Genomic DNA, 18,603 nt, shown 5'->3' with positions numbered 1-18,603 from the left:
TGCGCTCTCCTCTGCGGCTGACCGACGTCAGCGCAGCGTTAGGGTGGTCAGGCGATACCAGCCGTCGGGCTGGCGGCCGTCGTTGGCCAGGCTGATCTGTGCCTTGCCCTGGTCGTCGAGCAGGGCGGTCTCCAGAGCATAGCGCCCGGCGGGCAGGTCGGCGGGCAGCGGCAGGGCATAGTCGCTGACGCTCTCGCCCGGCTGCCAGCGGCGGATATCGTCCGGCGCGCTGCCCTGGGCAACGGTGCGCTGCTGCCTATCGCGCAGGCGATAGGCCAGGGTATAGCGCAGGTAGATGGGGGCGACGCCGTCGTTGCGCCAGCGCGCCTCCAGCCGCAGCGGTTGCCCGGCCTGCGGGGCATCCGGATAGCGCAGCTGCGCCAGGCGGAAGCGGTAGCCCAGGCGTCGCAGCGCCTGGTCGACAATGTCGCGGTACGCCGGCGGCACCGGGCGCGACTTGAGATTGATGGTGCTGGCATGGTGCGCCAGCGCCCAGTCGAAGGTCGCCTGCACCTGGGCGCGGGTGTAGTCCAGCGGCGTCTGCCACTGGGTCATATAGCCGCAGATCTCCAGGCTGACCGGGGCATGGCGCCAGGCCTCGCTGAAGCTGGGGTCGCGCTGGCGCGCGGCCTGCAGCGCCGCGGGGTAGGCGTCCTTCATATGGCTCCAGGTGTGGGAGAAGTTATGCCAGTCGCCCCAGCAGTCGGCCCGCCACCCGGCGCCGCGCTGTACGGCGTAGGGCAGCGAAGCGCCGCCGGTTATCTGCATCACTTTCGGGGTCTGGGGAAAGGCGGAGAAGTGCATGTCGACATAGCGGTTGAGCTGGGCGGTGGTGTAGCGCTGCAGCAGGGGAGGCTGGCTGGGAAAGTTGCTGTTATGCCACTCGCCCCAGGCGCCGACCAGACCAATATCGATAAAGGCGAGCGCCGGGTTGCCGTCGTAGCGCCGGCCCAGGGCGTTCATCAGACGCTGGGCATAGCGGATAAAGCGCGGATCGCTGAGATCGGGGATAAAGGTCTGGCCATTGGCGCTCCAGCTGCCGTTTATTCCCTTTTGGATCAGCCAGTTCGGTACCATGGAGCCGCTTTCCGGCGCATCCAGCGCCATTATGCGCAGCGCCACGTTCATGGCCGGTCGATGGGCGGCGGCCAGGGCAAAGACCCGATCGATCGGCGCAAAGTTGAACTGCCCCTCCTGCGGCTCAAGCTGGTTCCAGTAAAAGCGAAAGTATTCATAGCCGGTGTCGGGGTACTGCGCCAGGCCCAGGTGTTCGCCGTAGCCGTCGTGGAAGCTGGCGACGCCGATGCCGGGGTTGGTCAGGATATCGTCGATGGCCCGGGGGGTGACCGTGACCCACTCGGTGGCTCCGGCGGCGCAGAGCGGCAGGCTCAGGAGCAGCGAGAGGCCGCTCAGTAAACGGCGTAGGCGGTGCGTCATGCGGTCTCCCTCAGCGCTGCGGCGGATTGCCGTACAGCGACATAAACCAGTCCCATACGCCCAGATGATAGTCTTTAAAGATATCTATATGCAGGGCGGATTTAATCATATACAGCGCCAGCAGCACCGATGCGGTGCAAAACAGCAGGCCGATGACGATCAGCAGGGTGATCAGCGCGTCGTACCAGCGCGGGTGCTCCCGGGGCCGCCGGCGCAGGTCGCGGCCAAAGAGGAACACGAAATAGAAGCGGGCGTGGAAGAAAGGAAAGCCGTGGCGGATGTCAATGCGGTGCCGCGAGGAGAGGGTCATGGCGATCACCGCCTCTTCCAGCGCCCGCTTTTGCTCCGCGCTCAGACCCGCCGCGACGTCCGGGTCCAGGGATTGATAAAAGTAGGTGACAGCCCGCGGCTGTTTGGTCTGGGTATCCACAGTTAACCTATTGAATGATTGGCTTGATGATAGACCCGTAGCGTTTGGTCAGCGATCTGCTGCCAGTCGTAGCGGGTGAGCAGCGAACGGTAGTCCTCGCGCGGCAGCGCGGCGCGCTCCCGCAGCGCGGCCGCCAGCGCGGCGACGTTGCCCCGCGGGAAGTAGGCGTCGGGCGACAGCCCCACCTCTTGATTGGCCGGAATGTCGCTGACCAGCGCTGGCAGGGAGTAGGACATCGCCTCCAGCAGGGCGATCGGCAGCCCCTCATGGTAGGAGGGCATCACGAACAGCGCCGCCTGGGAAAAGACCGCCTGCAGCGGCTCGCCGCGCAGAAAGCCGGTAAGGACCACGTTAGGGGTCTGGTGCGCCAGCCGTTTCAGCCGGCGGCTATAGGCATCCGGATGGTCGGCATCCCCCACCAGCACCAGCGGCAGCGTGACGCCGCTGAGGCGGTAGGCGTCGATCAGATCATGCAGCCCTTTCTCTTCGACAAAGCGCCCGACCGCCACCAGGTATCTCCCGGCCTGCAGTCCGTATGTCGCCAGCGTATCCCGGGCTATCTGGGACGGCAGCGGCGCCGGGGCGCAGACCCCGTTGGGGATCAGGTGGGCATCGCCGCGGCCATAGCGTTGGCGAACCAGCGCCTCGATGCCGGCGGAGATGACGATCACCTGATTGGCGTAGCGGACGGCCAGGCGTTCCCCCAGCATCAGCATACGCCGGGCCAGCCAGCCCCATTTTTGCCGCTGGTAGTCGGCCCCGTGGTGGGTGAAGACCACCTTGAGCCCCATCAGGCGCAGCAGCGGCACCACCAGGCCGGGGCCGATGGCGTGCACATGGACCAGGTCCGCGCCGTGAAGGCGACAGTAGCCGGCCGCCAGCAGCGAGTGGACAATGGCTTCGAGGGCGCGGCGCCGGGGGGCCCACAGCGCGCGGATCTGCACGCCGCGGTAGGCGCCGCGGCGGAAGCTGACGTAGGGGGCGCGCGCCAGCACGCAGATATTCAGGGCGGCCCGCTGCAGGATCGCCGGGTACAGCCGCTGGCAGTGGGTCTCTACGCCGCCCTGCACGTTGGGGATCCCGCGGGTTCCCAGTACGATTATCTTATTCTTCATGATGTTGTCCGCGCAGTAATCGTTGATAGAGCGCCAGCAGCGCCTGGGTGTGCTGATGCAGCGAGAAATGGCGGCAGAGGCGGCGGCGACCATGCTCTCCCAGACGTCGCGCCAGCGCCGGATCGTCCGCCAGGCGGCTCAGCGCCGCGCTCAGCGCCCGGGCATCGCCGGGGGGGAACAGCAGCCCCTCGACGCCGTCGCGGATTTGCTCCGGAATGCCGCCGATATGCGCCCCGATCACCGGTTTACCCTGGGCCATAGCCTCCAGCACCGCCATTGAGCAGTTTTCATAGCTTTCGGAGGGGACGACGATCGCCCGGGCGCCGCGGATCAGGGTATCCAGCGGCGCCCCCTGCTGGCAGTAGCCCAAAAAGTGCGCCGTCGGAAAGCGGGAGGCGAGCGCGTCGAACAGCGGGCCGTCCCCGGCGATATTCAGCGGCAGCGGGTGCGCCATCATCGCGTGGGCCTGCGCCAGCGTCGCGACCCCCTTGCCCGGGCTGAGCCGGCCGACGAACAGGAAATAGCCCTGATCCTGACCCGCGCTAAAGGGCTGGCTGTCATCGAGGCCGTTGGGGATCACCGTCATGGGGATCTGCGGCAGGCGGCGCTGGAGCAGATCGCGGAGAAAGCGGCTGGGCGAGACGATCATATCGAGCTTTTGGTAGTCCCGCGCCAGATCCTGCCACAGCGCCTCCAGCGTCAGCAGCAGGCTTTTTGTCGCGGAGCCCTGCTGGCAGCGGTAGCGAAAGGCGTTCCATACCGTGCCGGTCAGGCAGGCCTCGCAGGGGTGGCCGTCGCGCAGGCAGGAGTAGGCCGGACAGACGATTTTATAGTCGTGGGCGGTGAGCACCGTCTTGCAGCCGAAGCGCTGCGCCACGCCGATCAGCGCCGGGGTCAGCTGGTGGTAAATATTGTGAAAGTGGACGATATCCGGTCGCTCTCGCTGCAGGAGCGCCTGCAGCCGACGGCAGGCCTCGCCGTTGCGGATAAAGCGCCAGGCGGTTTTCAGCGCCTGCGTGACGCCTGCTTGCCGGTGGTAGTCCACGTTGGAGACAAAGTCCGCCGCATAGGCGGAGGGGGCGTTGCGCGGGTGCTGCATGGAGAAGTCGATCACCTGAACCCCGGCCCGCCGCAGCCCATCGCGCTGCTGAAAATAGACGGTTTCCGCGCCGCCTTTGATAAAGAAGAATTTATTGACCAGAACGACCTTCATAGACGTCCCTCCGCGACGCGTTCCCGGCACGCCGGCGGCTGGCGCGGATCGCGCTGTGGGCGCAGCAGGCCGGCGGCAAACAGCGTCAGGGTGACAACGCTGAGGGCACCGTCGGCCAGCGAGCGGCTTTGCAGGCTTTTACGCAGGGTAAAGGCGGCCAGCGGCAGCAGCATCAGCAGCAGAGGCCACGGGCTAAACCACAGGGCGGGCAGGGTCAGCAGCAGCGCCAGCAGGTAGAGCGTAAACAGCAGCTCGTTTCTGACGCAGCGCAGCGCGGCGCCGACGTAGGGCTTGCCCCATGCGCTGCGCAGCAGTTCGCCGGGCCCCCATAGAAAGCCGCTGCGCCAGCGGTATTTCAGCATCGCCGCGGTCGGCAGCGCGTGAGAGCGATGGCGAAAGTAGGGGATGGCCAGCCGCCGCAGGCGGTAGCCCGCGGCCCCCAGACGCATGCCCAGCTCGGCCTCCTCCAGGCCGTGCAGATTCCGGTTGGTCAGGTAGCCTATCTGCGCGATGGCGCTGCGCCGATACAGGCCGCCGCCCCCCAGGTGATCGCAGTCGCCCAGCGGGTAGATGCGCGCCAGACGCTGCCGGCGCGAGCGAAAGTCATGGTTGGCGGCGTCATCCATCTCGACCTGGCCCGCCACGCCGGCGTAGTCGGGATGGTGGGATAAAAAGTCGACCGCGGCGTCGATAAAGCCGGGGGCGAGGATCATGTCGCCGTCCAGCAGCAGCAGATACTCGCCCTGGCTAAACAGGTAGCCCATCTGGTGGCCGACGCCGCAGCAGCGATCCGCTGGGTGGGTCAGGGTGACCACCCGAGCCCCCTGCGCCAGCGCCAGCGCGACGGTAGAATCCGTCGATAGGCCGTCGGCGACGATGATCTGGTGAGGGTAGTCGGCCAGTTGGCGCCGTACGCTGTCAATCGTGGCCGCGATGCCCTGCGCCTCGTTAAAGGTCTTAATGCTCACGGTGATAAACGGGCGCTCAGTCATTGGTCGCCTCCCGGTAGTGGCGTACGCCGCGTCGGATCACCAGCAGGGCGCCCAGCGCCAGATAAAACAGACATTGCAGCATGGGGATGATCATCAGTATTTGACTGTAGGGCAGGCTGAGCAGGCAGCCAATGGCAAAGATCGTCAGCGCCGGGGCGCTGCTCAGCAGATAGCGATCCGCGTCGCTCAGGCCCGTCGGCGAGAGTAACGGGCGGGGCCAGGTCGCCGCCAGGATAGCGACGATCAGGCCGATAAACAGCAGGGTGCCGACGATACCGACCTCCCACAGCAGCATGCTTAGGGAGGTGGCGTCGAGGATCAGGTTAAACAGGGTGTGCAGATAACCGGCGGAGACGCTGCTGCCGCTGTTGGTCGCATTGAGTCCGTAGCCGAACAGCTGGCTGGAGATGCCCCATAGATCGTTGTTTTGCAGCCAGAAGAACAGGGTGGTCAGACGCCCCAGCTCGCCGGATGGCATGATGAAATGGGGATCGACGATATAGCCCATGGAGTCAAAAAAGATGGCCAGCGCGCTGCGGCCCTGCTCGCCGCCGAAGGCGGCGGTGTAGCCGGAGGCGAGGACCAGGATCGCCAGCGCCACCAGCAGCAGCGCGCCCAGCAGGATCAGCAGCAGGGATTTCAGGTTGATCCGCCCCATGCCGCGCAGGTAGCTGGGCATCACCCAGACCAGCAGCAGCAGCAGCGGCGCCAGCAGAATGACGAACTTGACCTCGCCGACCACGCACAGGGCAAAGGCCAGCACCACGTGAAGCAGCGCCGAGCGCAGGGAGATGACGCCGTGACGGTACGCCGATACCTTCAGCAGCATGATCAGCAGGCAAAATAGCCCCAGGGCCGCGGTGTTGCCGCCCCCCATCGGATCGCCGCCGAAGGTGCCGACCACCGCGTCCCACATCTCGCTCTCGCCGCGCAGGGCGATGCGTTTGGGCAGAATAAACAGGATCTGGATGATCACCAGTGGAAACTGGGCGTAGAACACCCAGTCCAGGCTGCGCAGCAGGCGGTAGACCTGCGACTCGCGACAAAAGCCGAGCAGCAGACTCATCGCGATCAGGGAGAGGGCCAGCTCGTTTTTGAACCCGACCAGGGTCACCGTCAGCCCCCCCTGCAGCAGGGTAGAGATCGTGCTCAGCGCCATAAAGGCCAGGTACAGCAGCAGAATAATCCGCTCCGGCAGCGTCAGATCCAGCCGCTCGGTGCGGTTTTGCAGCAGCATCAGCACGGGGATCGCCAGGGTCATAAAGAAGGGGATCCACAGAATGGCGCCGATGCCGCTGAAGTATTGCGCCGTACCGCAGACGATCAGGGTGATATAGAGGTACGCCTGTAAATAAGTGCCGGTATTCAGGCGCATGGCGTCACCCCTCGCTGGCGCAGCTGCTGCGCCCGTCGGTTCATGCGCCGGAAGATAAAGCCATAGCGCAGCAGCGTCAGGCTGGAGAACAGCAGCAGGCTGACGCCGTAGCCTGGTCCCAGAGCCGGCAGCGCCAGCAGCGCCAGCAGAATAATCGCCAGCTGATCGAGTTGGATCCGCAGGAAATAGGCGTGGGAGCCAAAGATCAGCTCAATGACCGTCAGGGGGCTGATGGCCAACGCGGCGAACAGATAGGGCAGCATATAGCGGGAGGTGGGGATGGAGTCGGCCCAGCCGTGGCCCAGCCCCAGGTGCATCACCGGCGGATAGAGCGTGGCCACCCCCAGGACGGCGGCGCCCCCCAATCCCAGCAGCAGCAGGCGAATTCGCCGGTATTCTGCGGCGTTGAAGCGCCGCTGGCGGAAGTCGGCCGACCAGCGGGAAAAGATGGCGCTGCGCACCGCGTTGCCGGCGATCATCACCGGCGCCAGACAAAAGCGGCTGACGATGGCGAAGTAGCCCGCCGTCAGCGACGAGAACCAAAAGTTGATCAGGATAATGGGCAGGTTGTTGTTGGCCATGGCCAGCACCTCTGCGCTGCCGACCCGGCTCAGGTGGCGCCAGTGGGCGCGGGCGAAGGCCAGATTGGCCGCGGGGGCCAGCTGGCGGCGGGTGAGGCGTTGGTGGCGCAGGCGGCACAGCAGGCAGATCAGCATCAGCAGCAGCATGGCCAGCGTCCAGCCCCAGTAGAACTGGGCGGGGCTGCGCGTCAGCAGCAGGGCGGCCACGACGACGCCGGACATCGCCAGGCGCTGCAGCGCCAGGGCGCGGTAGTGCCCATCGCGCAGGCACAGGTTTTCGGCGATCAGCACCAGGGCGTAGCTCCAGGTCAGCAGGTAGAGCTGGAGCGGACTGCGCTGAAAGAGCCAGGCGCACAGCAGGGCATAGGGCAGCGCCAGGAGCAGGCTCTGCAGCAGGCAGAACGCGACGTTCTGCCCCAGCGTCTCCGCCGTTTGGCGCGGGATCAGCAGCTGTGAGGCGAAGGTGCTGACCTGGGCGCCGATCAGCACCATGCTGTACATCAGGCCATAGGTGCCGACCTCGCTCATGCCATAGCGGTGGGAGACCAGCCACAGGGAGAGGGCGCCGATGAGCTGGGAGAGCACCGACGATCCGGCCAGGGTGGAGATGCCGCGCAGCAGGTTCATGGTTTTGTGGCCGGCAGCGTCAGAGCCATGCCCACGCTGAGCGCCCGCAGCGCCTCGCGGCTCTCCAGATTGGCGCGGGTGACCCGGTTAAGGATGACGCCGGCCTGGGGCAGTCCGTCCAGCGCCGCCAGCGCTTGGATCAGCGGCGGCGTAGGGAGGCGGCCCGCCTGAACCACCGTCACGCAGGCGTCGGCCAGCGCGGCGCCCAGCCGGCTATCCTGAGCCTGGCTCAGGGCCGGCAGGTCGATGACGATCTGCGCGTAGCGGCGGCGCAGCTCGGTCAACCGCTGCGCCAGCTGCGGCGAGGAGAGCAGCAGCAGCGCAGAGCCGTTCAGGGTACCGCGCGGCAGGAAATCCAGCTGCCCGCTCAGCGGGACGCACGGCGGCGCATCGGCGTCGCTCATCACCCACGGGGCCAGGCCGGCGTCGCTTGCCGGCGCCAGCGCGGTCGACAGGCCGTCGTCATTGAGATAGTCCATGTCGATCAGAAGGGTACGACGATCCGCGCTGAAGGCGCGGGCCAGCAGCGCGGCGCACAGCGAGCGGCCCTCGCGGGCGTCGACGGAGACCAGCGCCAGGACCTGTGCGGGCGATGACGCCAGCAGCAGACGGGTGCGCATGGCATACGGCGCCTCGGCCTCGGCGGGATTGCTCATGATGGCCTGCGCCAGCCGCGCGCCATCGCCCGCGTCGTCAAAGACGCGCAGCTCGCCCAGGGGTGTCAGGCGCAGTCGCCGGGCCAGCTGGCTCAGGGTGTAGATCCGGGTATCCAGCGCGGCGCGCACCACGCTAAACAGCAGGGCGATCGTCAGCGCCAGCGTGATGACCATGGCCAGCAGCAGCGTCCGGTTGGGTTTGGCGGGGTGCACCGGGGCGATCGCGGGATCGACGATCTCGGCGTCGGCCTGCTCCAGCGAGTCGGAGAGGGTCAGCTCCTGCGCCCGCTGGTAGAGGGATTTATACAGCTCTTCGGTTTTGTTCAGGGTCGTCTGCATGGAGTTGTAGCGGTCGCGCTTGGCCGTCAGCCCCTGAAAATCGACTTTTTGCTGCGTCAGCATCTGGCGATAGCGGCGCTCGTCATCCTGAGCCGCCAGGTATTGGCGGTGGATCCCCTCGACCAGCTCCGTCAACACCTGATGCAGCTGGCTCTGCACCGCGGCGACCTGGGCCTGGGCCTGGCGGATCTGCAGGTGGTCCGGCCCATAGCGTTTGCGCAGCTCGTACAGGCTGCGTTCGGTCTGGATCAGCGCAATCCGCAGATCCTGGATCTGGGCGTGGTCGGCAATCGCCGGGACGGAGAGGGCGTTCTCCAGCGAGCCGGCGACGGCCTGGCGTACCTCATCATACTGCGCCTGGGCGGCGATCCGCCGCTGGGTGGCGTCGGCCAGGCGGTTGGTGACGATGCCCAGCTCTTCGGTCTGAAAACCGTCCACGCCGCGGAAGGTCAGGATCCCCTGCTGCTTGAGGTAGGCCTCTATCTGCGCCTTTTGGGCGTCCACCTGCGCGCGAACTTCGCGCATTTGCCGCTGGTTCCAGTCGCGCGCCGCCAGGGTTTTTCGCTGCTTTTGGGCGACGTTTTCCGCCAGATAGGCCTGCGTTACCGCATTGGCTATCTGCGCCGCCTGGCTGGGCGAGGTGGACTCATAGGCGATGCTCACCAGCTGGGTGCCGCGCACGCCGCTGACGGTCAGGTTCTGTCGCAGGTGCTCCAGCGCATTCGCCTGGCGCAGGCGGAGGCTCTCCGGGCCGTCGTCGCGCAGGCCGCCGTTAAAGGCGGGATCCTGCAGCAGCCCCTGCGTGTTGATCACCCGCATCAGTACGCTGCGGGACTGCATCAGCGCATACTGGGTCTGGTAGTAGTCGCTGCGCGAGGCATCGTAGCCGGAGACCTGCGGCAGCGGGGTGATGTTATCCGGCTGGGCCTTGAGCAGCAGCGTGGCGTGCGCCGTATAGTGCTGCGGCAGCATCCGGATCAGCGGGTAGGCGAGCAGCCCGGCGACCAGCGCGACCAGAAGACACTTCCCGCCCTGGCGGCGCAGGGCGCGCACCAGCGGGGCAAAATCGATACTGCTTTCGCGCTGGCTTCCGCGCGCTACCATGGATTGTCTCATAGGCTAAAAGAAACTCATGCCGACGATGACGGTGTCGCCGGGCTGCACCCTGTGGGTCATGGCCACATTTTTCAACAGACGGTCGCTGCCGGCCTGCCGAATGCTCAAGTCGCCGTGATCGGCGCGATCGGTGAACCCGCCGGCCAGCGCCAGCGCTTTCTCTACCGTAAGCCCCGGTTGGTAGGCATAGCCATCGGGGCGCTTCACCTGGCCCAGAATAAAGAAGTCGCGGAACTGGGCGACGCTGACGGTTACCATCGGCTGGCGCAGGTAGTCGCCGCGCAGGCGCTCGGTGAGCTCAAGGGCCACCTGCTGCGGGGTTTTGCCGCAGAGCGTCAGGGTGCCGATATAGGGAAAGTTGAGGGTGCCGCTGCTGTCTAGCGTCAGGCGCATGCTCATCTCCGGCTCACCGGCGACCAGAATATTGACCGTGTCCCCGGCGCCCAGCAGGTAGCGGGGCTGCGGATCGGGCGGATCCTGCAGGGGGGGCGTTGAGCTGCAGGCCGTCAGCAGGCAGCCGACCAGCAGCAGGACGTTCCGTTTTATCCATTTCACGTTAAATCTGCACCTTTGCCGTAAACATAATCAGATCGTTGTCATAGCCGAGGGTCCTCTCCACCGGCTGATCCTCATCGGGGCCGATATAGAAGAGGTCGCTGCGCTTAGAGGAGCGCAGCGTGTCGCGCATGTATTTGAGTTGAAAGCAGATGGATGGGCGAAAGTCATAGTTCAACGCCAGCGATAGGATCGCGTTGCGATCGCGGCGGCTATCCGCCTGCTTTTTGTAATCCTCAGTGCGATAGCGGTAGTCCAGCGTGGATGACAGCCGGTTACGCCACAGATCCTGAGTATAGGAGAGTCCGTATTCGGACACCAAAATATAGCCGCCGACCTGGGAGGGGTCCTTGATGCGCTGGGCGCTGTGCAGCACGACGCTGCGCTGCGGATGGGGCTGCCAGCGCGCCGAGACGTCCCAGTTGAGGCCGCTGAAGGGGCGGGCAGGGTCGGCGTTGAAGGTCTTATACAGCCAGGAGACGTTGGCATCGATGGCGCTGTTGCCGGTCAGCTGGCTTTTGACGCCGTACAGCAGAGAGTATTCGTTGCTGTTTTTCTGGCCATTGCTCCGGTAGTAGCGCTGGTGGGTCACCAGGCTGTAGCGGAAACGCGTCTGGGGGCTGTACTGGTCGAACAGCTCAAGGGTTTGCCCGTTCTCGTGCCACTCCTGCTCGCGGATATAGTTATAAAACGCGTCATCGGCCTGCTGCGCCTGGCGGGTATTGCCGTAGCGCAGGCGTCGGTAGGAGAGCATCATCTCCGCCTTGCCGCGCCCCTCATCGGCGCCGTAGCTGTAGCGCAGCTGACCATCCTGCAGAGTGGTGCGCAGCGGGGTGGTGATCCCGTAGCGGATGAACTGCTGCGGCAGAAAGCCCTCGCTGATGCCGCGTCCGCGCAGCTCGTGGCCCAGGGTATCCTGCAGGGTCAGCGTGAGCCCCTGCATGGCGCCATAGCGCCAGCGGGCGAGCAGGCCGAGATCGTGATCGCGGTAGTCGTCTGCGCCCGCCTGGCGATAGCGGCGGTAGTCGCCGCGGTAGTGGAGCTGATAGCGATCCTGCCCGCGCTCGGCGAGCGCCTGTAGCTGCGGCCGGACGCCCCAAAAGGCCGCGTTGCGGGCCGGCGCGACCGCGGGCAGATAGGTCACGTTGCCCATGTAGCCGCGGTCGATGGCCAGCTGGCTCTGAAAATCGATGCCAGCGATCCCGATGTGGGACTTCGGCGTCAGATCGGCCCAGCTGACCGGGGTTAGCCCCAGCCCGGTCAGCAGTAACAGGCTAATAGGCGTTCTCATGCCTAAAGCCGTTAAAGAGGGTAAGAAAAATGATTTTCAGATCCAGCCACAGCGACCATCGCTGGATGTAGTCGATATCGTACTGGACCCGCCCCTCCATTTTGTCCAGCGTGTCGGTCTCCCCGCGGTAGCCGTTAATCTGCGCCAGTCCGGTAATACCCGGTTTAACCTTGTGGCGGATCATGTAGTTATCGACCAATCGGCGGTACTGCTCATTGTGCGCGACGGCGTGCGGGCGCGGCCCGACGATCGACATGCTGCCCTGCAATACGTTGATAAACTGGGGCAGCTCATCCAGCGAGGTGCGGCGCAGAAAGGCACCGAAGGGGGTTACCCGCGGATCGCCCTTGGTTGCCTGCATGACGTTGTCACCATTCTCCTGAACCCGCATGGTGCGAAACTTCCAGACGCTGATATGTTGACCGTTTAGCCCATAGCGCGCCTGCTTGAACAGCACCGGGCCGGGCGAGGTGAGCCGGATCACCAGCGCGATCGGCAGCATCAGCGGCGCGATGAGCAGCATGATCAGAGTGCCGAGGATCAGATCTTCGATGCGCTTGGTCAGCGCGCCCGGGCCGTCAAAGGGAGAGGCAAAGATGCTGATGGCCTGAATGTTACCGATCATCCGCAGCTGGGAGACATGGGTGCTGTAGGAGTAGAGATCGGGGACGATATAGGTGTTGGCCGTGGTGTCCGACAGCAGAGAGAGAAAGTGGCGGATACGCTCCAGCGCGACCATGGGCAGGGCGATATAGACCTCGTCGATGCGGCCCGCCTTGGCCTCGGCGATCAGGCGGCTGACGGCGCCCCGGTAGGGGCTCTTGGTCAGGTAGCTAAAGCGCCCCGCGCTGCGATCGTCATAGAAGGCCAGGTCGAGACGCATGTTGGCGTACTCTTTGAACAGCGCTTTTTCTACCGCGAGTCCGCCGGGCGTCAGGCCGAGAATGGCCACCCGCACCCGGGTGTGGCGCATGTGGATAAAGAAAGCTCAGCAGGCGCAGCAGCAGCAGGCCGGAGAGCGGGGCCAGATACCAGAACAGCGAGGTCATGACATCGGGGCCCAGAAAGGGGTGCAGATAGTGTCTGAGCAGCAGGTAGTGGAACACCAGGTAGATGGCCTCGATAAAGGCGATGGTCAGCAGCAGGGTCGCGGCCAGGCGAGATATTTCGGTGCAGTTGATCTTTTTGATCCGGTGCAGATAGATGCCGGTATATTCACCGATAAGTAAGAACGAGAGTGAAAACAGCAGGCTAACAGTGATGGCGACGTTGAGCTGGTCACTGAGCCAGATCCAGGCGCTACCGATAAGGCAGAGGTTAATCATCAGAAAGTCGGTCACCCTGACCAAGGGGGTGGCGATGCCATAGCTGACTTTCAATCGTTTGTTTTGCATTGAATTATCGCCTAACGGGGATGATTAATTCTGTCGGTTTATTAAATATAATCACTGTCTGAACGATGGCAACCGTTCTGCGATCCGGGAAGACGCAGGGAAAGCGTAGCTTACACCGAACAGGACGGCGCCATACATCTTGCGGACTGTGACGCGCTTATCCTTGATAAAAGGCCATACCGAGATAGTAACATGGTAAATTATGTCGGTAATAAAGTTAATATCAGACTTTTCTTTTGATGTTGCAGGGCGGGCGCCTTGATTGGCGCAGGGCCAGCGGAGGGTACCCGCCGGCCCGGGAGGCTTACAGGGTCAGTTGATAGTGGTAGAAGGCGCGGTCGCGGAGGTAGCCCTGCTCTTCATACAGCGCCTGGGCGCGGGTGTTGTCCGTGCCGGTATCCAGGCCGATAAACGCCGCGCCGCCGTCGCGGGCAAAGGCCTCCGCCCGCTGCATCAGCGCGCGCGCGACGCCGTGACGGCGCGCCTGCGGTGCGACAAACAGGTCGTACAGCAGCCAGGTCGGCTTCATCTCCAGCGAGCAAAACAGCGGGTAGAGCTGGGTAAAGCCGACGCACTCTCCCTGCGTATCGACGGCGTAAAAGATCACCGACTCGGCGTTAGTCAGGCGCTGCTGCAGATAGCGCAGGGTCTGTGCCGGGTCGGAGGGAACGTCATAGAACTGGCGATAGGCGATAAACAGCGGGTTGATGCGTTCGGCATCGGCGGGGGTCGCCGGGTAAATCGACATGGGATATCTCCTTTGGATCCGCGGCAGCGGCGCCGCTGCGACGTGCTGTGTGAGTAAAGCGTCGCCAACGCGACGCGCGGGCGACGAAGGGGCGATTGCCCCTTGACGGCGCAACCGGGCTATCGCGTTGTCGAGTGTGCCGGGGTTGCGTGCGCTAAACTGTGTCTTTGTGTAACCGGGCGCGAATTTAATTCAAGGCGCGGCTCGGTGCCTATTTCATGGGCCTCAACGTAGCGGCGCGGCGTTAATCAACGGCGGCTCATAGCATAATTTTATACTTATTGTAGAGCCTCTCCAGGCTATTTTTTATTGCGCGCGCTCTTTTTTCAAAAGTTAACTTTTGGTCTTGAATTATTACTGCGTTGTACTAGGTTTTTAATGCAGGACTTATTTCACAAGGAGATTATCATGTTTAAAAAGGCATTCGCTGTTGCTGCATTGGCCGCCGGTGTGGTTTCCTTCTCAGCGCTGGCCGCAGACACTGCGGTAGTGAAGCATGAGGATGCTGCGCAGCACCATGAGGCCGTGGTTAAACACCATAAAAAAGCCGCCAAGCTGCATGCGGAAGGTAAGCACGAAGAGGCGAAGAAAGAATCTCACATGGCAACGGAAAAATCGAAAGCCGCGCATGAAAAAACGATGATGAGCAACGAAGCGACGCAGAAACAGTAATGGTTTAATGATGTTCGGTGGGCGGCCAAAGGGCCGCCCATTTTTTTATTTTTTTATTTATCTAAACATGCGCGCCGAATAGCGGCGCGCATTATGTGAATACTCCCGGCTGAAATCATGCGCTTTGCGCCGGGAGCATCGTCTCAGTGTGCCGGGCCGCAGACGGTGAAGTACTTGTTCTTCAGCCAGACGATGGTGTCGTCATTCAGGGCGTAGATGGCGTAAAACTTATTGTCGCGCAGCGGCGCCGTTTGCTCAGCGCAGAGGACATTCAGCCGATCGCGGTAGTCCGGCCCCCAGCCGGCGTCGATATTGCTGATGCCGTAGGAGGCGATGATGCGCCGGGCGGTCCAGTTATAGGCCGGGCTGAACATCATGTCGATCAGCGCCTGATGTTCGACGATCTTCTGGGTTACCGGCGCGGTATCGGGGTAGTTGTTGAGCAGGATCTTACCGTGGCCGGTGGCGTTGAGGGAGAGCAGGTCATAGCTCAGCCAGCCAAATATGCGGGCCTCATAGTCGCGCTGATTGCGTACCGCGTTGCCGTACTGGAAGCTGAAGGCCAGGAAATAGAACAGCGGCAGGGTGCACAGCGGCAGCCAGGCGGGGCGCCAGCGCGCCAGTACCTGGTAGACGGCGTGGGCAAACACGAACAGGGTGGCGGAGAAGCCGCACAGGACGCGGACGTCGGTCACCCCCTCCTTCAGCAGGAACAGCGGCCCCAGCAGGGCGATAAACAGCACCAGCGGCGAACAGAGGATCAGCAGCAGCGACAGCAGCCTGCTGAGCGTCAGGGGCTGGGCGCGCCAGAACTGCGTCAGGCGCAGGGCAAAGATCCAGACGACGCAGAGCAGCGCCGGGTAGAACAGGAATTTCAGCTCCTTGCTGAGGACAAAGGTGAGCAGCTTTTTCAGCATCAACCAGTCCTGGGTCAGCCAGAACAGCGCGTCCTGGGCGCCGATCATGTTGCCGCGGTTACCGCCGCCCAGCGCCAAGAGGTGGTCGATGATCAGAATGTACAGCGAGTTGGTGAGCAGCATGACCACCGCCGCCCAAACGGTCTCCTGCAGCGGGCTCCGCTCGACCTTGAGAAAGTTGATCATCAGGTTGGCGCCGTACAGGCCGATGAAGATATTGGCGCACGGCTGGTAGAGCGTCAGGGCGCAAAACAGCAGCAGGGTCGGCAGCAGGTAGCTGAGCAGACCGCGGTTACGCGGGCAGAAAAAGGCTAAGATCGAGAGCGCCAGCGCGACCACCATGGGAAAGCTGTCGTATTTGTAGGAGAGGTTTTGCAGGAAAAACGGGTTAAAAAATAACAGGATATAGGGTGACAGCGCGGCGATGCTGAGGGTGCCCTCGGCGCGGCGCGCCGCATACACCAGCGTCCAGGCGAAGAACAGCACCCCGAGGAGCAGGGTCAGCGGCGCGGTGTCGGTCAGCTCGTACAGGTTGAAGGTAAACAGGCGCATCAGCAGATCGGCGCCTGGGCGTCCTAAGGTATACCAGGGCGCGGCCGGGTTCAGAATGCGCTCGGTGTCGTCCCGGTAATAGACGTTGGCCAGGATGAGCGGCACCACGTAGAGCAGCAGCAGCGCGATGATAAACAGAAAGGCATCTCGGTTCGAGAGCGGCCGCTTCAGCAGATGGTTCATTTTCTTCCCTTAAGCTCTTTGACAATGAAACGGGGCCGTTGCTTGGTTTCCACGTAAATTCGCCCGATATATTCGCCCAGCACCCCGATGCCGATCAGCTGGATACCGCCGAGGAACAGAATAACGGCCATAATCGAGGGATAGCCGGGGACCGGGTTGTCAAAGATCAGCGTTTTGATTATCACGTATAGCGCGTAGAACAGGGAAAACGCCGCAATCGAGGTGCCGATATAGGTCCACAGCCGCAGGGGGATGGTGCTGAAGGAGGTGATCCCCTCCAGCGCCAGGTTCCAGAGCTTCCAAAAGTTAAACTTGCTGCTGCCGGCCACCCGCTCATGGCGGGCGTAGGTGACGACGGCGGTTTTAAAGCCAACCCAGCTGAGCAACCCCTTCATGAACAGGTTGCGTTCGTGCAGCATCAGAACCGCATCGACCACCTGGCGGCTCATGAGACGGTAGTCCCCCACGTTCATTTCGATCTTGGGGTTGGCTATCTGGTTGTGCACCCGGTAGAACAGGCTGGCGGTCAGGCGCTTCATCAGCGTGTCTGAGGTGCGATCGATGCGCTTGGCCAGCACCACGTCCGCGCCGTTGCGCCAGCGGGCGATCAGCTGTGGAATGAGCTCGATAGGATCCTGCAGATCGACGTCGATAGGGATTATCGCCTCGCCGGTGGCGTACTTCAGCCCGGCGAACAGCGCGGCCTCTTTGCCGAAGTTGCGTGAAAAGTTGACCATAATCACCAGCGGATCGTCATCGATTATTCCGGAGATGACCTCTTCCGTCCGGTCGCTGCTGCCGTCGTTGACGAAGACGATTTCGATGCGGTAGGGCGCCAGATCGTCACACTGCCTTACCGCGTCGTGAAACAGGGGAATAGCGCTCTCTTCGTTGAATACCGGGACTACCAGGGATATTTTCATTACGCCGCGCTCCGGAAGACGATGTATTTGGAATAGAAGAAGCCCATGATCAGGCTGATCAGCGAAAAGGCCATGACGGTGAGCAGCGGCGCAATATGCAGCCGATCGCCGAGATGACCGGTCAGCCAGCTGAGAAATCCCATAAAACTGGTGAACAGCAGATAGCGCTTCAGGGTGGGGCGATCCTGAAAGGTGAAGCGGGCATTACAGAAAAACGAAAAGGTGACGGCGACGATAAAGGCATACAGGTTGCTGAATGACTGCGACAGGGCCGCCTGGCTGTGCAGGGTAAAAAACACCGCCCAGTGCAAGGCGGTATTCAAAATACCGATCATGACATATTTGATAAACATCGTCGGGACGTCCTGCCTTAGGCTGAGGAGTGCTTATTTGAGTATAGAGAAGATTGACGACTCTGCCTCTTCGCGGCGCGCGGCGGTGCGGTCGCTTGTCTGAATGGCACGACGCCGAGGGCTCGACGGTTAACTAAATGATGATGCTCTATTTTTTATTGAGCGAACTGGTAGAGGGTTCAAATGTTATCTATCCTTTATGATAGGGAGCGCCGCGGCGAATAATAGGCGGATAACATAATGGATAAGCAGGTTGGTATTAGCGTAGGTTTGGCATTGTTATTTTGTACTGCGCCGCTGGCGGCGCAGGCCGATCAGGGCGGTGGAACGCCGCCGCCGGTAAAGGTGTTTACCACCCCATGGGCGCGTCTGTTCTCCGGCAGTGAGGCGACGTTTTCCACGGCGCTGACCTACAGCACGCCGCTGTCGCATCAGTGGATAAATGTGCCGGTGAACGACACCCAGAGCGAGATGCGTAATATCGTCAACCAGCGCATGCTGGCCAGCTTTCAGTATTCACCGCTGAGCTACTTTTTTGCCAATATGACGGTGCGGGTCCCGCTGCAGGATCTCAACCGCTATCAGACTGACTTTGTCTACAGCTTTGGCTATGACGACTGGCATCCCGGCACCTTTAGCCTGGTATACAGTAACTATGGCGATAACAACCATTTTTACCCCCAGCAGGGGCAGCGGCGGACCTATATCGAGCAGGGAACCATCACCGCGGCCTATAAGTTTGCCCTGCCGGAGAGCTGGAATAAGCATCTGCTGCTGTTCCCCCAGGACAGCCTGTCCTGTCAGGTGGGCTACAGCTATGGCCCGCGCTACTACTCCCTGCAGGACAATCAGATGAAGCGTGGGAAAAATACGCTGCTGGGCAGCTGCGGCTATACCCTGAAGCAGCACTACTTTCTGCGCGTCTCCGCGTTTTACTACCCAGACCGCGGGCAGCAGCAGCCCTGGGATTCCGACTATAGCTACAGCGTGGGCTATGTCTCCGGCTATGAGCCCGGATCGCTGTCGATTCACTATGATAACTACAGCGGCACGCGCTATGCCTGGCGCGGCGATCGCAACGCCAACTTCCGCCAGGGCACCCTCAACCTGAGCTGGACGCTGCCGTTTTGAGCC

General features: G+C 62.7%; 16 protein-coding genes and 1 pseudogene. 2 read left to right on the top strand and 15 right to left on the bottom strand.

The features are described from left to right. Positions 1 to 27: 27 nt before the first annotated feature. From L1P05_RS09400 to L1P05_RS09340, 12 genes and pseudogenes are all read right to left on the bottom strand, one after another. Positions 28 to 1,437 carry a DUF4832 domain-containing protein gene (locus tag L1P05_RS09400; protein WP_012848796.1) on the bottom strand — a complete coding sequence of 470 codons (1,410 nt, stop codon included), beginning with the start codon at positions 1,435 to 1,437 and terminating at the stop codon, positions 28 to 30. A 10-nt stretch (positions 1,438 to 1,447) separates the two neighbouring features. Next, positions 1,448 to 1,867, bottom strand: a complete 420-nt coding sequence (locus L1P05_RS09395) for a hypothetical protein (protein WP_012848795.1) — start codon at positions 1,865 to 1,867, stop codon at positions 1,448 to 1,450. 2 nt (positions 1,868 to 1,869) lie between these two features. Further along, entirely contained in the window at positions 1,870 to 2,982 is a 1,113-nt protein-coding gene (locus tag L1P05_RS09390) for a glycosyltransferase family 4 protein (RefSeq protein WP_012848794.1), read from the bottom strand. Then, entirely contained in the window at positions 2,972 to 4,195 is a 1,224-nt protein-coding gene (locus L1P05_RS09385) for a glycosyltransferase family 4 protein (RefSeq protein WP_012848793.1), read from the bottom strand. The genes L1P05_RS09390 and L1P05_RS09385 overlap by 11 nt, the downstream gene beginning before the upstream one ends. Continuing rightward, on the bottom strand, positions 4,192 to 5,187 hold the full coding sequence (locus L1P05_RS09380) for a glycosyltransferase family 2 protein (RefSeq protein ID WP_012848792.1): 996 nt from the start codon (positions 5,185 to 5,187) through the stop codon (positions 4,192 to 4,194). The genes L1P05_RS09385 and L1P05_RS09380 overlap by 4 nt, the downstream gene beginning before the upstream one ends. Continuing rightward, positions 5,180 to 6,562: a hypothetical protein gene (locus tag L1P05_RS09375; RefSeq protein WP_012848791.1), complete on the bottom strand. Its 1,383-nt coding sequence runs from the start codon at positions 6,560 to 6,562 to the stop codon at positions 5,180 to 5,182. Before L1P05_RS09375 ends, L1P05_RS09380 begins: the two co-directional genes overlap by 8 nt. Continuing rightward, on the bottom strand, positions 6,553 to 7,770 hold the full coding sequence (locus L1P05_RS09370) for a lipopolysaccharide biosynthesis protein (RefSeq protein ID WP_012848790.1): 1,218 nt from the start codon (positions 7,768 to 7,770) through the stop codon (positions 6,553 to 6,555). The genes L1P05_RS09375 and L1P05_RS09370 overlap by 10 nt, the downstream gene beginning before the upstream one ends. Continuing rightward, the gene (locus tag L1P05_RS09365; protein ID WP_012848789.1) at positions 7,767 to 9,869 is read right to left on the bottom strand and encodes a GumC family protein; all 2,103 of its coding nucleotides are present in this window, start codon (positions 9,867 to 9,869) and stop codon (positions 7,767 to 7,769) included. The genes L1P05_RS09370 and L1P05_RS09365 overlap by 4 nt, the downstream gene beginning before the upstream one ends. A gap of 15 nt (positions 9,870 to 9,884) precedes the next feature. Further along, positions 9,885 to 10,436, bottom strand: a complete 552-nt coding sequence (locus L1P05_RS09360) for a polysaccharide biosynthesis/export family protein (RefSeq protein ID WP_012848788.1) — start codon at positions 10,434 to 10,436, stop codon at positions 9,885 to 9,887. A 1-nt stretch (position 10,437) separates the two neighbouring features. After that, positions 10,438 to 11,727: an outer membrane beta-barrel protein gene (locus L1P05_RS09355; RefSeq protein ID WP_012848787.1), complete on the bottom strand. Its 1,290-nt coding sequence runs from the start codon at positions 11,725 to 11,727 to the stop codon at positions 10,438 to 10,440. Continuing rightward, positions 11,711 to 13,121, bottom strand: a pseudogene (locus L1P05_RS09350) (undecaprenyl-phosphate glucose phosphotransferase). The gene L1P05_RS09355 and the pseudogene L1P05_RS09350 overlap by 17 nt, the downstream one beginning before the upstream one ends. A gap of 304 nt (positions 13,122 to 13,425) precedes the next feature. Beyond that, a complete protein-coding gene (locus tag L1P05_RS09340) occupies positions 13,426 to 13,869 on the bottom strand; it encodes a GNAT family N-acetyltransferase (RefSeq protein WP_012848784.1) in 444 nt (147 codons plus the stop codon). 408 nt (positions 13,870 to 14,277) lie between these two features. Between L1P05_RS09340 and L1P05_RS09335 the strand changes: the two genes are divergently transcribed. Next, positions 14,278 to 14,541 (top strand): hypothetical protein, encoded by a 264-nt coding sequence (locus tag L1P05_RS09335; protein ID WP_012848783.1) that lies wholly within the window; start codon positions 14,278 to 14,280, stop codon positions 14,539 to 14,541. 143 nt (positions 14,542 to 14,684) lie between these two features. On the opposite strand, the gene L1P05_RS09330 is transcribed toward L1P05_RS09335, so the two are convergent. The 3 genes from L1P05_RS09330 to L1P05_RS09320 are packed head-to-tail and all read right to left on the bottom strand — an operon-like array spanning position 14,685 to position 17,469. Further along, on the bottom strand, positions 14,685 to 16,193 hold the full coding sequence (locus L1P05_RS09330; RefSeq protein WP_012848782.1) for a glucosyltransferase domain-containing protein: 1,509 nt from the start codon (positions 16,191 to 16,193) through the stop codon (positions 14,685 to 14,687). Then, entirely contained in the window at positions 16,190 to 17,116 is a 927-nt protein-coding gene (locus L1P05_RS09325) for a glycosyltransferase family 2 protein (RefSeq protein ID WP_012848781.1), read from the bottom strand. The genes L1P05_RS09330 and L1P05_RS09325 overlap by 4 nt, the downstream gene beginning before the upstream one ends. Further along, positions 17,116 to 17,469 carry a GtrA family protein gene (locus L1P05_RS09320; protein WP_012848780.1) on the bottom strand — a complete coding sequence of 118 codons (354 nt, stop codon included), beginning with the start codon at positions 17,467 to 17,469 and terminating at the stop codon, positions 17,116 to 17,118. Before L1P05_RS09320 ends, L1P05_RS09325 begins: the two co-directional genes overlap by 1 nt. Before the next feature lie 240 nt (positions 17,470 to 17,709). Here L1P05_RS09320 and L1P05_RS09315 point away from each other — a divergent pair, with 240 nt between their 5' ends. After that, positions 17,710 to 18,600, top strand: coding sequence for a hypothetical protein (locus tag L1P05_RS09315; protein ID WP_012848779.1), 891 nt, complete (start codon positions 17,710 to 17,712; stop codon positions 18,598 to 18,600). Positions 18,601 to 18,603: the final 3 nt, after the last annotated feature.

The sequence above is a fragment of the Edwardsiella piscicida genome (assembly GCF_021733145.1).
Classification (GTDB): domain Bacteria; phylum Pseudomonadota; class Gammaproteobacteria; order Enterobacterales; family Enterobacteriaceae; genus Edwardsiella; species Edwardsiella piscicida.
The sequence above is the reverse complement of the archived record's forward strand: the minus strand, read 5'-3'. Positions and strand labels throughout refer to the sequence as shown.

Bases quoted from the DNA above. Each gene is read 5' to 3' on its own strand.
- L1P05_RS09400 (WP_012848796.1), bottom strand. From the start codon at position 1,437: ATGACGCACCGCCTACGCCGTTTACTGAGCGGCCTCTCGCTGCTCCTG.
- L1P05_RS09390 (WP_012848794.1), bottom strand. From the start codon at position 2,982: ATGAAGAATAAGATAATCGTACTGGGAACCCGCGGGATCCCCAACGTG.
- L1P05_RS09385 (WP_012848793.1), bottom strand. From the start codon at position 4,195: ATGAAGGTCGTTCTGGTCAATAAATTCTTCTTTATCAAAGGCGGCGCG.
- L1P05_RS09380 (WP_012848792.1), bottom strand. From the start codon at position 5,187: ATGACTGAGCGCCCGTTTATCACCGTGAGCATTAAGACCTTTAACGAG.
- L1P05_RS09375 (WP_012848791.1), bottom strand. From the start codon at position 6,562: ATGCGCCTGAATACCGGCACTTATTTACAGGCGTACCTCTATATCACC.
- L1P05_RS09370 (WP_012848790.1), bottom strand. From the start codon at position 7,770: ATGAACCTGCTGCGCGGCATCTCCACCCTGGCCGGATCGTCGGTGCTC.
- L1P05_RS09365 (WP_012848789.1), bottom strand. From the start codon at position 9,869: ATGGTAGCGCGCGGAAGCCAGCGCGAAAGCAGTATCGATTTTGCCCCG.
- L1P05_RS09355 (WP_012848787.1), bottom strand. From the start codon at position 11,727: ATGAGAACGCCTATTAGCCTGTTACTGCTGACCGGGCTGGGGCTAACC.
- L1P05_RS09340 (WP_012848784.1), bottom strand. From the start codon at position 13,869: ATGTCGATTTACCCGGCGACCCCCGCCGATGCCGAACGCATCAACCCG.
- L1P05_RS09335 (WP_012848783.1), top strand. From the start codon at position 14,278: ATGTTTAAAAAGGCATTCGCTGTTGCTGCATTGGCCGCCGGTGTGGTT.
- L1P05_RS09330 (WP_012848782.1), bottom strand. From the start codon at position 16,193: ATGAACCATCTGCTGAAGCGGCCGCTCTCGAACCGAGATGCCTTTCTG.
- L1P05_RS09325 (WP_012848781.1), bottom strand. From the start codon at position 17,116: ATGAAAATATCCCTGGTAGTCCCGGTATTCAACGAAGAGAGCGCTATT.
- L1P05_RS09320 (WP_012848780.1), bottom strand. From the start codon at position 17,469: ATGTTTATCAAATATGTCATGATCGGTATTTTGAATACCGCCTTGCAC.
- L1P05_RS09315 (WP_012848779.1), top strand. From the start codon at position 17,710: ATGGATAAGCAGGTTGGTATTAGCGTAGGTTTGGCATTGTTATTTTGT.